The organism is Mycoplasma sp. 394 (genome assembly GCF_054353895.1).
The window spans coordinates 21,820-39,005 of record NZ_JBTHHL010000002.1 but is presented as its reverse complement, the minus strand read 5'-3'; the positions used below and the strand labels follow the sequence as shown (position 1 = coordinate 39,005).

Below are 17,186 nucleotides of genomic sequence, written 5' to 3'. Positions count from 1 at the left end.
CAATATTTATTTTTATATTTTTTAGAATTTTTAAATCAAATATTTGATTAATTTATTCTAACATTAATATTTTTTTTGTAAAACTAGGAAATCATTTGCTTGTTTATAATTCATTTCTCCATCAAATAGCACTTCATTATCTTTTGGAACAAAAAATACTTCATAAACTAGACTTGCCTTTTGTTCAGAAGCATTTGGTATACTAAAAAAATCATATTTTGAAAAATTGAAATTAAAGGTTCGTTGACTTACATATGAAATATGGACTTTATTATTCTTCTCCTTATTTATCACTAGATGATTAGGAAAATTTCAGTTTAATATTTGACCAAGTGATTTACTTATATGAACTATGAGTTTATTTTTTCTCAAAACATTCTCTATTTTCTTCCCAGATAAAAATAATTCTTCAAAATTATTTTTTATATTTAATGGAGTTAAATTAGATGACTGTTCTTTTGCTGTATTTAATAGTGGTAGAAGAATTTTTTGATTAAATTCTTCTGTTGTGTTAATTATCAATGGCTGCTTTGTTTGCTCGATATTAGATAATGATCGATTTGTTAAATCTCCTAAAAATAATATTTTTTTAGAATTTATACTTTGTTTTATCTGAATATTATTTATCAGATTTGTTAAACTTTCAAACGATTCACGAACTATAAAATCTGTAAATTTATAATTAAGTTCATAATACAATCTTTTTTTTAACACTTTTTGTTGTGTTTTATCAAGTTCAGTTATTGTGTAATCTTTGTTTTTTGGTATTTTTAACACAGTAAATATAGGTAAGTAAGGTGAAAGAGCAGTTCAAACAGGTAAATCCATACCTGTAGTTGTTTTTAGTATACTTACTTTGTTGCTGCTGATATGATCAAAAATTAGATATTCTAAATATTCAGTGCCAAATAAATCACCATCTTGATATATAAGGATATTATTATCATTTAATACATTTTCTAAGCTTTGGTTATTTAAAAAATCTTTTTCAAAAATTTGCAAAATATCATTGTCCGACAATAATTTTTGCATATGAAATTTTTGGTATGTTTGATTGATAACATTTATAACAGTATCATTAAATTCGGATTTAGATTTAATTAATGTAGGCTTGCTAAAATAAATCGGAGTAGTTGAAATCTTATTTTTATCTATAAATTGATCAAAAAGCTCAGAATTATTCATAACAATTCCTTGTTGAACTTGCTTAAGTCGTAGCAAATCCATTAAATATGGTGTATCAGTAGAAACAGTTTCTGAATAATCTTTTTTATTTGAACATGAAACTGCAATAGCAGTGAATATTGGTGTAGAGATAAGTAGTGATTTTAATAATTTACTCTTGAATGACATATGTAAACGCTAAAACATCATCAACAGAATTTTCAAACAAAGCTGATTTTCATTTCTTCACTACTAATCTATATTCACCATCTTCTGTTGTATGATATTCTATTAATTCATCATTTGATGAAATAGACTTAGAAGATGCTACTGTTATTCAACCTTGAATTTTATCATATTTTTCTAAATACAAATCATAATCAGAAAACTTTTCTGATTGTCTATTCAATACCACTTTATGTTTTAATCAATCATTAGAACGATGCTCAATGCTTCATTTTTCACTTTCTTTATTTAATCTGTCAACTTCAATAGAATTAGCAACTATTCCACCAATAGGTCCTAAAAATCATCATCAATTAACATTAGGATTATATGCTGGTTGATTTTCTTTGTTTTTTAATAAACCTGCATTAAACATCCATGATAAAGATGCTTTTATTGTTTTTCCTTTTGAAGTAAAAAAAGAATTAGTAGATTTTATTACACCAGCTGAATTATTATATTTAACTGTTGCATAATTAATATGATTTGATGCTTTTATCATATTTTCATAATCAGGAATTCCGGCTCCATATTTATTTGAAAAACCGCTAGTCTTTATTTTTTGATCACTATCATTTGTTGAAACAGCAGATGCACTAAGGATGCTTTTTAATGCTGGTATTCTATATAAATCATTGTCTAATAAAGGTTTTTCTCGTAATAATGTTGATAGCATACCCGCAACAACAGGAGATGAAAAACTTGTTCCTTGTCAGGTTTGTCCGTTAGCTAATGTATATGAGCCTGGTGCAGCTATAAAAGGCTTAGCTATATCACCGTGACTCGAATCAATTAAAACATTAGAATATGATGCTATTTTATTATCTTTTATGTTATCGTTTAAATTTTTATCTAGTGCACCAACAACTATTGAATTATATGATAAACCAAATTGATTTATTCACTTCATCATTTTCTGATTATCATTTCCATTTCCAGCTGAAATTACATTCAATACACCATATTTTCTTGATAAATAATCAAGAATATAACTTTCTTCATCATAATACTTATATTTTTCTTCATTAAAACTTCCGTAACTGTGATTTATGATTTTTATTTTTTTGTCAATTACCATTTCTTCTAATCTTGTTTGTCAATCAGAATTTGTATTATAAAATGATGAAAAATATATGCTAGCTTTTTTGTCAAAACCTTCTTTTCCTGCTGCTATTATTGTCGAAATTAAACCATGATCATTGTTCACATTATATTCGTTAAGTATTTCAACTTTGTTTTTGTCGAAATTATTAGTTTTTCATTTTTGTAGTGCTCTATTTGCTTCCAAAATACCTATTTTATTTAAATTATATCCACCATGACTATTAAGATCTTTTTCGTTTTGTTTTAGAAAATTAACGGTTTTATAAACATCATTTATATTCTTAATATCATAATTATGGTGATTATAATAAGATCCACCACCTAATATTCTAGTATCAATTTCACTAAATTTTGTCATCAGCATCATATTTGATTCTGGATTATTTTTATACAATATAAATCTATTTACTTGTTTGTTATCCTTTATTTTTGAAATAAATTCTTTGCGATCTGTTTCGCTTTTGAAATAAAATCATACAATAGGTGATATTCTGCTAATAACAGAATTTAAAAAATCTATTTTCAACATTTTCATATGCTCAAGAAATTTTTGATTTTCTGTTTTTATAAAATCTTCATCATTGATTTGATTTTGATTTTTGTAATTATGATTTAATAGAACCTTTAATTCAAAATGATTATCAGGTTGTGGTGTTGAAGAATTAATACTATAATTTCTAGCAAAAGATTCTCTTATTTGTAGTTTTGGATTTGTTGAATTTTCATATCATTGAACATTAGTTACATTCCTTGGTGTTGATACAATGGTTATAGGAAAAACAACAGTAGATGCTATACCTAGTACACATAAGAACTTTCTTTTATGTTTCATTATGCTCCTTTTTTAATTTTAAATTGATAAGGCATTTTTTCTTATAACAAAACAATTAAATACCATATAAGATTTTCATCCTTTTTTAACCTTATCTATAATTATATTAGCATAAAAAGTAAAATTACAAAATTTTTTATATTCGTTAAAAAAACCAAGAAAATTTCGCTTCCTGTTTTTATTCTTTTTAACTATAAATTATCAGATGTTAATTCATCATACCTAGATCATTTGCTGACAAAAAATGTTTTGTTTTAGAAAATCAGGATTAGTTTCACAAACACTAAAAATGAAAATAGACAATGCAAAGGAGATAATAAAACAGGAATCATTAAAAATAACAAAAAAACACAAAAAATGCTTAATTATTTGAGATAAGAAATTTTTGTTGATGTTTGCTCCGCTGATGACTATGGCGAAGATGATGAAATTTAAAATAACAAGGTTTTCTTGTTATTTTATCTTTGCTTTACCAAAAAGTCATTAGTTTCTTTAAAATTTAACACACCTTTAAATTTAATACTATAATCATTTGGTGCTTGAAAAACTTCTAAAATGAGATTTACTTTAACATCACTTGCTTCCTTATTTTGATCATCACTTCTTCTTGAATTAAATTCAAACACTCTTTCTGATATTTTAGCTAATGTCATTTCCTTATTTCTGCTATTAATATCATATTTAATTGTTTGATACGGATAAGTAAAATGATATATATTACCTTTTTCTTTTATAATACGAATATATAAATTATTATTAGTAAGTATATCTGAAAGGTCTTTTGCTTTTAAATATTGAGATTGAAAAATATTTTTAATTTCTTGTTTAGACAGATTAAGATGTAAGTTTTGTGAAATATTATATATATTGTCTAAAAACTGATTGTTAAATTCTGATTCATTAGTTATTTTCAGATACTCAGTAGTTGATGGTATTAGAGCAAGTATATCATTTGTTAACTCACCTAAAAATTCTACAGGTTTATATATTATATCTTGCCTAATTTGCGCTTTATTTATAAGTAACTTTATGTCAATTTGTTTGTCCCCTAGAATAAAATCGTCTTTTTTGTAATGCAATTCATTAGATAAATTGTTAATATACTGATCTATTTGGTCATTAGGAAATTCTTTAATTTCATAATCCTTGTTTTTAGGTAACTTAAAGATTGTAAATATCTTTCTTGTATAATAAATATAAAGGTGTTTAACATCTAAATAATAACCAGGTAGAATTTTAAAAATTTTGATTTTCCCCATATCATTTTCCGCATCATAAACAAGATAATCTAGATAAGATGGGATTTGATACGGGGTTTGCTCATAAATTAAAATATTTTGTGTTTTTAATATATCATCTATGTTTTTAGCATCTAAAAAATCATCTTCAAATGTTTTTGTTATTTCTTCATCACTCATTGATTTATTTAAGTTATATTTTTGGTAAAGTTCATTAACCTTACCTACAACATTCTTAATAAACTCATCTTTTGTTTTAATTAAAAGTGGTTGATTAAAATAATTAACAGCACTTCATTGATCTTTTTTGTAAGGAATAAATTGGTCAAAAATTTGTGAATTATTTAGTTTAATATCTTGTGATTGTTGTTTTAATCTTAGTAAATTTATTGAATATCCAAGGTTACGTTCGGTTTGTTGAGTTTCTGAATTTTTATTATCGTGTTTTGAAGTTGAACATGCAGATGCAATAATAGTAATAATAGGTGTAGTACCGAAAATAAATTTAAATAGTTTATTTTTGAACAACATATGTATATGCTAAAATATCATCCACTGAGTTATCAAATAAAGCTGATTTATATTTCCTTACTACTAATCTATATTCTCCTGAACCATCTGATTTATATTCAATTAATTCATCATTAGATGTTGAAGATTCAGATCTTGCAACTTCAACTCAACCTTTATTATACTCATACTTTTCTAAGATAAAATCATAATCTGAAAATTTCATTTTTTGTTTTTTTAATACTTCATCTGTTTTTAATCAATCTGATTTGTGGTGGGTTTTTTCTCATTCTGATGTCTCTCTTTTTACACGATCTGACTCTACTTTGTTAGCTATTAAACCACCGATTGGACCTAAAAATCACCATCAATTTACATTTGAATTGTATTTTGGTTTATTTTCAAGATTCTTTAATAAACCTGCATTAAACATTCATGATAACGATGCTTTTAATATTTGGCCTGAATTTAAATAAATCGAATTTGATCTTTTAAGAATATCATTAGTATCGGATGAATTGATCTTTAATATACTTAAATTATCTGCGGCTATTTTCATATTTTCAAAGTCAGGTATACCTGATCCATATAAATTGCTAAAACCATTAGATTTATTGAGTTGTTTCGGATCGTTTGTTGATATAGCAGAAGCACTAAGGATACTTTTTAAAGCAGGTATTCTAGTTTCATCTTTATCTAATATTAATTTTTTCTCTCTTAATAATGTAGATAATAATCCAGTTATAACTGGTGCAGAAAAACTTGTTCCATTTTTTTCTTCATATAATTCAAACGTTCCAGGTGCAGTTATAAATGGTTTTGCAACATCACCATTACTTGGGTCAATTAATATATTCGAGTATGATGCAATTCGGTTGTCTTTTATATTTGCTTCTAAATTCTTATTTAATGCACCTACAACAATTGAATTGTAAGATAATGAATATTTATTTATTCAATTCATTCCTCTGCCATCATTACCATTTCCAGCAGAAAATACATTTACAACACCATATTTTCGAGAAAGATAATCAACTATATAACTTTCTTCACCGTAAAGTTTTTCTCTTAAATTAAGACCACTTCCGTAACTATGGTTAATAACTCTAATACCTTTATCTATAATTAAATCTTCAAGTCTTTTTTGTCAGTCGCTATTTTTGCCATCAAAAGATGTAAAATAAATACTTGCTTTCTTATCAAAACCTTCCTTGCCACCTACAATAGATGAAACAATAATACCATGATCATCTACATCTTCTTTTGTCTCTGTATATTGATTCAAAACGTACATATTATTTTTGAAAAAATTATATGTAGTCGAATAATTAAGTTGTCCTCTATATTCCATAACACCTACATTATTTTCATTGTAACTGGTATGACTATTTAGATCTTTTTGATTTTGTTTTTCAAAATTTACTGTTTTATAAATTTGATATTTATTTTTGATTTCATATCTGAAAAGATCATCTCTGTATGAATAATAATTATCAGGAGATTCATAAATTTCTTTTACAGGTATTTTGATATTTGTTATATCATTTTTATAAAGAATAAATCTATTAACCTGATTATCTTTATTTAATTTATGTATAAATTCTTTACGATTATCTTCATTTTGAAAATAAAATCATACTATCGGTGAGATTCTGCTTGAAGTAGAACTCAGAAATTTTAATCCTATTTTTTTAACATAATTAATAAAATTTTGGTTTTGTTCTTTTATATATTTTTCATCATTAATTTGTAAGTTGGTTAAATATTTATGATTTAATAAAACTTTTAACTCATAATCATTATTTATTTGTCCAACACTTGAATTAAGATTATAATTTTTAGCAAATGAATCTCTAACTTCTAACTTTAGATTATTTGCTTTTTCATATCATTGGATGTTTTTATTTGTATTTGGTGTTGATACGATTGCAATAGGTAAGACAATAGCCGATGTCATACCTAATGCTCATAAAAATTTTCTTCTATTTTTCATTTTACTCCTTTTATTTTGATTGATAACATTATTTAACTATTTTATTTAGTATATTTTATAAAGGCAAGATTCCACTCCACCAATATATTATTTTCTTTTAATATTATTTTTGTTTTACTAAAAAATCATTGGTTTCTTTAAAGTTTAATATACTTTCAAATTCCACACTATAATCCTTTGGTATTTGAATAACTTCATAAATTAAATTTGATTTAATATCATCAAGTTTAGGTAGATCATATAAATATAACCTGCTTGAATTAAAACTGAATATTCTATCTGAAATTTCTGCTAATACAACTTCTTTGTTATTAGTTTGATATTTAATGGTTTGATACGGATAGGTTCAATGATATATATCGCTTTTTTTCATTTATAATACATATTTTAATACTAAAACATCAACTAAATTTTTAAATTGAGTTGATTTGTTTATATCTATTAAGTCTTTTTTTAATCTTATTTACTATATCATTGATTAATTTATTAAATATTGATAAATATAATTTATTATTAACATCATATAAATTTAGATACTTTAATATCCTCGGTTTATAATCTCAATTGTTTATAAATTTTGATGTCAGTTTATTTTCAATAACCATTTTACTCCATTTTTTAATTTTAAATTGATAAGGTAGGTTTTATTATATTTAATTATTTACCTTAATAAGATTTCATCCTTTTTTAACCTTATCTATAATTATAATAACATAAAAAAGTGAAATTACAAAATTTTTTATATTTGTTATTAAAAAAAACCAAGAAATTTTACTTCTCGGTTTTTTTGCTAATGAACTATAAATTATCAGATGTTAATTCATCATACCTTGATCAGTTGGTAACAAAAAATGTTTTATTTCTAACCATTTCATTATCTTTATCAAACAATTGATAATTTTCGCTTTTAGGAACACTGATAAACAAAGCAATTGGACGATGTGAATTACGAACATTTTCGCTGTTAGGCATAAATCAATTAATAAGATATACTTTCTTTAAAATACTATCTAAATTAAAACTATAAGCATCGATATTCCTTGCATAATTATCTGTAAAATAATAATATACATTGTTATTATGCAGTAAATTTTCTAAGCTTGTATTTGCTACTAATTGAGCATATTCTTTAATTCGACCTACTTGATAAGAATTTAAATTATTAAAAACTATATCATCAATATTTGAAAGAGTACCAATTTTTTGAAAATTTTCTTTTATAGCTTCATATTTTTTGTATTCATTAACACTTGCTTCATCTTTTGATGTAGATAAACGATAAAAATCGTGTTTTTTATTAAGTTCATTTTTGTTTAAAAGTGATATATATTCATTTTCCTTTTGAAAATAAATTGCAGGATGATATTCATTAAAGAATGATAAATTATCAAAATTCTTTTTGCTTTGTGATCTAACTGCTTGCGAAAAATTACGAACTAAACTTTCGAATCTTTTCACTTCAGATGCAGAAAGAATTTTATCTAAATCAGACTGATCTCTTCCTTCGTTTTTTGCTTTATCATATGCTTTATATTTTGTAAGATTATTATTAAAGAATTCGTTATTTTCAGTTCTGATTTTCTTTTGTAAATCTAATACAGATTGAACAGGTGAAATTTTATCATTTTTACTTGGGGTTTGTTTATCAGTTCCACCAACCTTAATTTTTTCATCATTAACTTTCCGATAACTACATGAAATAGCAGCCGATGTTGTTATTAAAGGCAATAAAGAACCTCCTGAAACCAAAATTTTTCTAACACTTTTTTTCATAATTATTTAATGTTTTTTAAACATTGCTCCATAATTGATATATATCTATATTATAGTCTTTTTTAGCAATTCAAACATTCTTATAATTTTTCTGGTATATAAATATTTCTAGTGAAAAAATAAATATGTTAATTTTTCACATATTTATACTTTAAATCAATTTTTAATTAATTCTTACTTCTTCATAGAATTCTAAAACATCATCTTCTTGGATATCATTAAAATCTTTTATATGTGTACCAAAGTCTTTACCTTTTACAACTTCTTTTGCATCATTTAATTCACGACGTAAAGTTTCTAGTTGTCCTTCGTGAATTATTTTTCCTTTACGATATACTTTTACCTTACATTTTTCGCGAACCACACCAGCATCCATCATACATCCTGCAATCTTTCCTACTTTTGAATAAAAGAAAACCTTGATAATATGTGCTTCACCGATCTTGCAATCTTCATAAATTGGTGCTTTTAATTCATCTAAAATACTTTGACAATCTTGAATTATCTTATAAATTACATTATGCTCAATAATACTAATATTTTGTGCCTGAGCATTTTGTTTCATATTTGATGGTGTTTTTAGGTTAAACACGAAGATTATAGCATTTGATGCTTGTGCTAGTAATAAATCATTTCCGCTTACAAACCCTGCTGATGCAGCAATAACCTTTATAATTGCTTCATCATTTTCAAGTCCATTTATTTGTCCTTTGATAGCTTCAGAAGTCCCGTGAACATCTGATTTAATTATAATATTTATTATTTTTTTACCATCTGAATTTGCATTTACTAATGATTTATCATGCAATAAATTCATTTTATCAGAAAAAGCCTTTTCGTTAGCTAATTTCTTTGCAAATTTTTCATCACTAAATCCAATAAATTTATCACCAGCATCAGGGGCATAATTTAATCCTGTTATAATTGCCGGCATACCTGGATAAACTTTTTTAATAGGATGTCCGTTTGTATCAGTTAAAGAACGAATCCTTCCATATTTAGAGCCAGCAACAATAAAGTCACCTTTATATAATGTTCCATTTTCAATTACTATTGTAGAAACTGCACCAGCACCTTTATCAACACGTGATTCGATAACTGTTCCAATTGGATATCGTTTTGGATTAGCTTTTAAATCTAAAAGTTCAGCAAGTAAGGTTATTTCATCAAATAATTGAGTTAAACCATCACCGTTTATTGCTGATCCATAAACTATTTGAGTGTCTCCACCGTATTCATTGATTACAACTTCATTATCTGCTAACTCTCCCTTCAAACGATCTAAATCCTTGTTAGGCTTATCCATTTTATTGACAAAAACAATAATAGGAACATTAGCTGCCTTTGCATGTTGAATCGCTTCTTTGGTTTGAGGCATTACACCATCGTCTGCTGCAACAACTAAAATAATAATATCAGTAATTTTCGCTCCACGAGCACGCATTTTAGTAAATGCTTCATGCCCTGGAGTATCTAAGAAAGTTATTTTTGCATTCTTATGTTCAATTTGATATGCTCCGGTATGTTGGGTAATCCCACTTGATTCGGTTGCGACAATATTCGATCGTCTTATTTTATCTATTAGGGTGGTTTTTCCATGATCAACATGACCCATCACAGTAATAATTGGACTACGATGAATTAAATCTTCTGGTCTATCTTCAAAATTTACTTCATCTAAAAAGTTTGATCCATCAACATTTGTTTCTTTTTGAAAGTCTAAATTATTTTCTAAACAAATTTCACCAATTTCTTCTTCGGATAAAATGTGATTAAGATTATACATCTTACCTTGTAAAAAGAATTTTTTGATTATGTCGTTTGCATTAATACGAGTAATTTTAGCAAAATCTCCGATAGTCATTTTACCTGTAAAAATAAACACTCCATCTTTTACTTCAGTTTTTGCTGTTTGTAGTTGTTGCTTTATTTCAGCAACATTACTAATCCGATGTGTTTTCTTTGACATTGATCACCTCCTGAATTTGTGATTCCAAGTCATCGTAAGTTTCATTAGTGACATTGGTACGAAAGGTACGATTTAATGCTTTAGTTCTTCTTATTTTATTCCAATTTTCAAAAGATGGAATAAAATAAGCACCTCTTCCTTTCATATTTTGATTTTTATCTAAAATAACTGTATTTGCTTTGCGATTAAAATCAAAACGCAACATTTCCTTAACATTTACTATTTGGTTAGTCGCGATACATTTACGATTAAAGTTTTTAAGATTCTCATTCATCATCTAAATCATCAAAATTAATATCTGTATCTAAACCATAGTTCATTAAATCATTATCAACTTTAAAGTCTTTAATCTTCTTGTATTCAGTAATAACTTTTTTCTCTTTTTTAATTTGGTTTTTATTATTAAATTCTTTTGGTTTATCACTACTTTGCATACTATTTTGAAATTCTTCTATTTCTTCTTCTGCTGCAAAGTTAATATCAAATGATGAATTAATATCATCTACAAAATCATAATTATTTAACTCGCTATCAGATTGAATTTGGTTATCAACTTTTTCAAATAAATCATCAAACATACTTTCACTAGATTGTTTAATTTTATCATTTGTTTTTTGTAATTTATTTTTTTGTTGTGAATCAATAGTTTCCGATGTATTTTGTTTAGCAATTAATGAATCGCTAGTCTGCATACGCATTGAACTATAAAAGTCTGCTACATCTTTATCAAAATCATCCATTGAAATATTGATATCTTTAAGATATTGATTTGGTTTTGATTTTCTTGGTTTTTTATTTGTGTTAAATAACGATTTTTCTCTTAGAACAAATGTCTTTTTAACTTCTTTTAATTTAAATGGTATTTTTAGTTGCATCGCTTTTTCAACATCAATAACTTCTATTTTGGTTTCAGTTAATTTTGATGCTAAGTCAATATTTAATGCACTGCGACCAATTGCTGTTTTAAATTCTTCTTTTTCAACTATAGCATAGGCTTTTTGAGTTTTCTTGTGCAAAACAACATCAATTACTTTAGCAGGCGATAATGCATTTTTAACATATTCTAATTTATTTGCAGATCACCTTATAATATCTATTTTTTCTTTAATAATATCAGATACAGCAATGATGCGTTTGGCTCCCTCACCAAAAATTGAACCAACAATATCGTAGTTAAAGTTACGATTTGGATTAACTCTTACAGCAACCTTAGAACGAATTCCTGGTATTCTTTGCACCTTAACAATTTCGATATCTCCGCTACCTATTTCAGATATCTGAGTTTTTAAAGTTTCTTGGACTTGGTTTGGATCAATCATCGAAACTTCTAAAACATTGAGATTATTTTCTAAATTAATACCTTCTAATGTAACCTGTATATCTGAACCAGGATGTATCGGTTCAGAACGATTTAATTTATGTTTCGATAAGTAAGCTTTATATAAGCGATTATCTTCTAAGATTTCCACTAAAAATCCACCACGAACCATAGTTGATAAAACCTTAGCATGAAATTTTTGACCAATTTTATTAACAAAAATATTGCTTATACGTTCTTTATCAACAAATTTTAACTCACTGCGAAACCCGTTTTCTATAGCAGCACGATGTTTTTTACTGATTCAACCAAAATCTCAAATTATATCAACTGTATCACCTGAATGAATATTCGGATTTAAAATTTTCGCTTCTTTAATATGAATAAATAATAATCTCTGTAAATCTGGTTCACTATTTTTCTCATTTATTTCTTCAAAAACAATTTCATCTGAATCATCTACTACTATAATATTATGCTTGATTAATGTGATAGTCTTATCTTCGTGATTAACTATAAAATCAATTTCTGCATCAGGATCTATATCTTTTGTTATAACTTTTAATGTTTCTTCTTTAAAGATATTTAAAATGGTATCAAAGTCAAAATTTTTAGATTCTGCATATGAGTTAATCATTTGATATAACTGATTTTTTTCATTTTTTCTTTTGTCAATAACAATATTTTTATTTTCTGCCATATGTTCCTTAAAATTTAATATATAACTCTACTGAAGAAATATTATTTTTTTCAAATGATACTTTTCGCATCTGCCCTTTTTTATTTCATCTAACAAGTATTTTATCATCAAAAACTTCCAATAATGTGACTACAAAGATATTATGTGATTCATAACTTTTAATTGTTTTTATTTTTATTTCTTTATTTATATAACTTGTTAAATCATTGATATCTAAATCCGTTTTTAAACCCTTTGATAAAACTTCTAAATTATATTCATCTTTAAACCAATTTTGAGTGTTTAAAAACATTGAAACTTGTTTGGATAATTCTTCAACTTGCTTTAAGTCAGTAAACTTACTTGTAATTTCTAAAGTTTGTCCAAAATCATTTGAAACCATTTTTGCATCCAAAATATTATCACCAAATTGTTCAATTAAAATTTGTTTATAGTTCATTTGACTCCTTAAAATAAGAAAAGTTGCACTGACGTACAACTCCTTATAATTCATAAAAAAGAGAAGTTGTTATATTATAGCAGTTTATGATAAAAATTTATTATTAATTTAGATTTTTTATTTTATATTAATAAGATTAAAAAATTATTTATGATAAGTTATATTATTTTTAATTGTAAAACTTCGATATATTTGTTCAATAAGCATTATGCGAAATAATTCGTGTGGAAAAGTCATTTTGGAAAAATTTATCTTATTTTCAAAATATGATTCATCAACTCCGTTTGAACCTCCAATTACAAAAGTAACATTATCAATATCTAAAAACAAATTACCGAATTCTATTGAATCATATTGTTTTGCATTGGTAGATAAATAAAATACTTTTGAGTTTTTAGGTATCTTATCAAGGATTAATTGGGTTTCTTTTTTTATTTTCAAGTCAATATTATCATTTTTTTGTTCTTTGATTTCTATTAAATTAATTTTTGCAAAAAAAATAATTTTCTTGATATATTGTTTATAGATATCTTGGTATTCTTTTGATAAACTTCCAACAGCGATAATATTCAATTTCATTACTTTTTGCTACCTAAATAAAACATCAACATTTGTATATCAGTAGGATTTATCCCGGAAATCCGAGATGCCTGACCTATGGTTTGTGGTCGAATTGCTTCAAGTTTTTGTCGAGCTTCTGTTGCTAAATTCATCACTTTCTGATAATCTATATCTTTTGGTATTTTTAGTGAATCTAAGCGCGACATTTTTTGTGCTTGGATTTGTTGTTTTTTAATATAACCATCTAAACGGATAATGGTAGTAAGTTCATTTTTGAATTCGAAATCACCTAGTACTTCTTCTGCTTTAACATCTGGACGGGCTAAAACTTTTAACATTGAAACTCCATTTTCTATTCCATATTTTTGTGCTAATTGTGATTTTGAAGATAAAAATTCTTCACTCAGTCGCTTTATTTTTGCATCTATGGTTTGATATTTTTTTAGTACATAATCATATGTTTGTTTAGAAACCAATCCGATTTGATAACCATATTTAGATAAACGTAAGTCAGGGTTATCATTACGCAATAACAATCGATATTCAGCTCTAGATGTTAACATTCGATATGGTTCTTTTGTTCCTTTTGTTACCAAATCATCTATTAATACTCCGATATATGCATCATCACGCTTTAAAATTAATGGCTCTTTATTTTCTAGATTTAATGCAGCATTTATTCCTGCAATTAATCCTTGTGCGGCTGCCTCTTCATATCCACTTGTTCCATTGATTTGTCCTGCTGTATAGAGATTTTTAATCACTTTTGATTCTAAGGATGGTTGGATTTGTAAGGGATTTAAAGCATCATATTCAATTGCATACCCTCATTTTTGGATGCGACAATTTTGTAATCCTGGTATAGTTCTTAACATCCTATCTTGCACATCTATTGGCATTGATGTTGACATCCCGTTTACATATATAATACTTCCATCAGCTGTTTCAGGTTCAAAAAAGATTTGATGACGATGTTTATCTCGAAAACGCATTACTTTATCTTCTATGCTAGGACAATATCTAGGTCCCACCCCTTCGATTAAACCTGAATACATAGCAGATTTACCAATATTTTCTTCAATTATTTTGTGTGTTGCATCATTTGTATAGGTAAGATAACATGAAATTTGTTTATCAAGTTTGATGTTAGAACGGTTTGAAAAAGTCAATATAGTATCTTCTAAGTCTTCTTTTTCTACTTGTGAAAAATCTATTGAATCGGCATAAATTCGAGCAGGTGTACCAGTTTTAAGGCGTTGAAGATGCAAACCCAATTTTTGTAGTGATAAACTAAGTTTTGGTGTAGTTTTTTGATTATCAGGTCCGGATATAGTAATTTCATCTCCACGTAAAATTCTTGAATTCATATATGTTCCAGTTGTGATCACTAACACAGTTGTTTTTATAACACTTCCATCTGATAAAACAACACCAACTACTTTTTTTTCTGAATCTGTTAAAACTTCTTCAACAACCGCTTCAATTAAATCAATATTTAGATGCTCATTTAGTGCTTTCGCAATAATATTAGAATATTTATCTTTGTCTATTTGAGCCCTTAATGCCCTAACAGCAGGACCCTTTGATTCATTTAACATCTTAATTTGAATCATCGCTAAATCTGAAAAATATCCCTGAACTCCACCTAATGCATCAATTTCACGAGTTATAATCCCTTTTGCAGGACCCCCAATCGACGGATTACAAGGCATCATCGCTAAACGCTTTAAATCAAATGAAATTAATGCAGTTTGATGACCTTTATTTCCTAGAGCAAAAGCAGCCTCCACACCTGCATGACCACCACCAATAACGATTGCTTGATAACTTTTTTCCATATTTACCTCTTTATTTTTTATTATATTAAAAAAGTTGTATTTTTTTAGCAAAATTTTTAATTTGTTTTGCTTGTGAATTAAATCTTAATATCTTTGTGTATAAATCCCTTTATTTTCTTTTTTTACTATATATAACATAAAAAAGAAAATAAATTTATTTTATATAGCATCCAAAACAAAAATCGTTAAATTATTTCTTTCCTTAAAAATTCTGCTATAATTGCATAACCCATATATTTTTATATGGTCAGCATAAAGAGTATGGTAGTTGACAACGAAAACCATTGCCAACCGGTTTAATACACGGTGGAGAGTCAGGGGATGTATCCCAACATGCAAATGACCATCTTTATGCTCCTATTTAACTAATAAGGAGTTTTTTTTATGAGAAAATTATTTACCAGTGAATCAGTTGGAAGAGGACATCCAGATAAAGTCTGTGATCAAATTTCAGATGCGATTTTGGATGCTTATTTAACCTTAGATCCATATGCTAAAGTTGCAGTCGAAACAATGGCCAGTGGACACAACATCTTTATAGCAGGGGAAGTTAAAGCAACTGCTGATATTGATGTTATTGAAATTGCTAAAAATATCTTAAAATCCTTAGGATATTACACTAACGAAACAAGTTTTATCACAGACATCCGACATCAAAGTCCCGACATCGCTCAAGGAGTTGAATTAGGTGATGAAATCGGAGCAGGCGATCAAGGGATAATGTTTGGTTATGCAACTAACGAAACCGATGTTTATATGCCACTTGCGATTACAGTTGCACATGAACTTGTCAGGGTGGCTGAAAAACTTAGAGTTAGTGGAGATTTTGTATGAGCAAAAGCTGATATGAAATCGCAAGTTACCTTAGATTACAGCGATCCCAAACATACAAGTGTTGATACAGTTTTATTAAGCATTCAACATTCAAGTAAGTATGTTGAATCCGAATTTAAAGATTATATAGTGCAAAAAATCATTTTGCCAACATTACAAAAATTTAATTTAGATGCTCCAAAACACATCCTAATTAACCCAACCGGACAATTTATTATCGGTGGACCTATTGGGGATACTGGCTTAACAGGACGTAAAATCATTGTTGATACCTACGGTGGAGCATCGCGACATGGCGGTGGAGCTTTTAGTGGTAAGGATGCTACCAAAGTTGACAGATCTGCTGCATATGCTGCTCGATGAGTGGCAAAAAATGTTGTTGCAGCAGGTTTAGCAGATAAAGTTGAAATCCAAATTGCTTATTCTATTGGAATAGCAAAACCTATTTCGGTTATGGTTGAGACATTCGGGAGCGAAAAAATCGCTAAAGAAAAAATTGAAAATGCAATTATTAATACCTTTAATCTCACACCAAAAGCAATTATCGAAGCACTTGGATTAAGAAAACCAATTTATGCAAAAACAGCATATTTTGGACACTTTGGTAGAAATGATATCGATCTACCATGAGAGCGACTTAATAAAGTTGAAGAATTAAAACAATATTTAAAATAATTACCTAAGTTGA

13 protein-coding genes are annotated in these 17,186 nt (G+C 26.8%); 1 reads left to right on the top strand and 12 read right to left on the bottom strand.

The features are described 5' to 3' along the window. Nucleotides 1-63: 63 nt before the first annotated feature. The 12 genes from ACXYRQ_RS00890 to mnmG form a co-directional block, all read right to left on the bottom strand. Nucleotides 64-1,353, bottom strand: a complete 1,290-nt coding sequence (locus ACXYRQ_RS00890) for a hypothetical protein (protein WP_458597488.1) — start codon at nt 1,351-1,353, stop codon at nt 64-66. After that, nucleotides 1,337-3,325 (bottom strand): S8 family serine peptidase, encoded by a 1,989-nt coding sequence (locus tag ACXYRQ_RS00885; RefSeq protein ID WP_458597489.1) that lies wholly within the window; start codon nt 3,323-3,325, stop codon nt 1,337-1,339. The genes ACXYRQ_RS00890 and ACXYRQ_RS00885 overlap by 17 nt, the downstream gene beginning before the upstream one ends. 458 nt (nt 3,326-3,783) lie before the next feature. Next, on the bottom strand, nt 3,784-5,094 hold the full coding sequence (locus tag ACXYRQ_RS00880; protein WP_458607259.1) for a hypothetical protein: 1,311 nt from the start codon (nt 5,092-5,094) through the stop codon (nt 3,784-3,786). After that, nucleotides 5,078-7,066 carry a S8 family serine peptidase gene (locus ACXYRQ_RS00875; protein ID WP_458614513.1) on the bottom strand — a complete coding sequence of 663 codons (1,989 nt, stop codon included), beginning with the start codon at nt 7,064-7,066 and terminating at the stop codon, nt 5,078-5,080. The genes ACXYRQ_RS00880 and ACXYRQ_RS00875 overlap by 17 nt, the downstream gene beginning before the upstream one ends. 103 nt (nt 7,067-7,169) lie before the next feature. Beyond that, nucleotides 7,170-7,439, bottom strand: coding sequence for a hypothetical protein (locus ACXYRQ_RS00870; protein WP_458614512.1), 270 nt, complete (start codon nt 7,437-7,439; stop codon nt 7,170-7,172). A gap of 425 nt (nt 7,440-7,864) precedes the next feature. Further along, a complete protein-coding gene (locus ACXYRQ_RS00865) occupies nt 7,865-8,839 on the bottom strand; it encodes a hypothetical protein (RefSeq protein ID WP_458614511.1) in 975 nt (324 codons plus the stop codon). Nucleotides 8,840-9,002: 163 nt separating this feature from the next. Then, complete coding sequence (gene infB / locus ACXYRQ_RS00860; protein WP_458614510.1) at nt 9,003-10,808, bottom strand: translation initiation factor IF-2; 1,806 nt, start codon at nt 10,806-10,808, stop codon at nt 9,003-9,005. Next, the gene (locus ACXYRQ_RS00855; RefSeq protein WP_458597499.1) at nt 10,783-11,085 is read right to left on the bottom strand and encodes a YlxR family protein; all 303 of its coding nucleotides are present in this window, start codon (nt 11,083-11,085) and stop codon (nt 10,783-10,785) included. The genes infB and ACXYRQ_RS00855 overlap by 26 nt, the downstream gene beginning before the upstream one ends. Further along, on the bottom strand, nt 11,066-12,826 hold the full coding sequence (locus ACXYRQ_RS00850) for a NusA N-terminal domain-containing protein (protein ID WP_458614509.1): 1,761 nt from the start codon (nt 12,824-12,826) through the stop codon (nt 11,066-11,068). The genes ACXYRQ_RS00855 and ACXYRQ_RS00850 overlap by 20 nt, the downstream gene beginning before the upstream one ends. A gap of 7 nt (nt 12,827-12,833) precedes the next feature. After that, a complete protein-coding gene (locus ACXYRQ_RS00845; RefSeq protein ID WP_435128526.1) occupies nt 12,834-13,265 on the bottom strand; it encodes an LSm family protein in 432 nt (143 codons plus the stop codon). 144 nt (nt 13,266-13,409) lie between these two features. Then, nucleotides 13,410-13,844, bottom strand: a complete 435-nt coding sequence (locus tag ACXYRQ_RS00840) for a 23S rRNA (pseudouridine(1915)-N(3))-methyltransferase RlmH (protein WP_458607265.1) — start codon at nt 13,842-13,844, stop codon at nt 13,410-13,412. Then, nucleotides 13,844-15,664, bottom strand: a complete 1,821-nt coding sequence (gene mnmG, locus ACXYRQ_RS00835) for a tRNA uridine-5-carboxymethylaminomethyl(34) synthesis enzyme MnmG (RefSeq protein WP_458614508.1) — start codon at nt 15,662-15,664, stop codon at nt 13,844-13,846. Before mnmG ends, ACXYRQ_RS00840 begins: the two co-directional genes overlap by 1 nt. 384 nt (nt 15,665-16,048) lie before the next feature. On the opposite strand from mnmG, the gene metK reads away from it, so the two are divergent. Continuing rightward, nucleotides 16,049-17,173, top strand: a complete 1,125-nt coding sequence (gene metK / locus ACXYRQ_RS00830; RefSeq protein WP_458614507.1) for a methionine adenosyltransferase — start codon at nt 16,049-16,051, stop codon at nt 17,171-17,173. Nucleotides 17,174-17,186 lie beyond the last annotated feature (13 nt).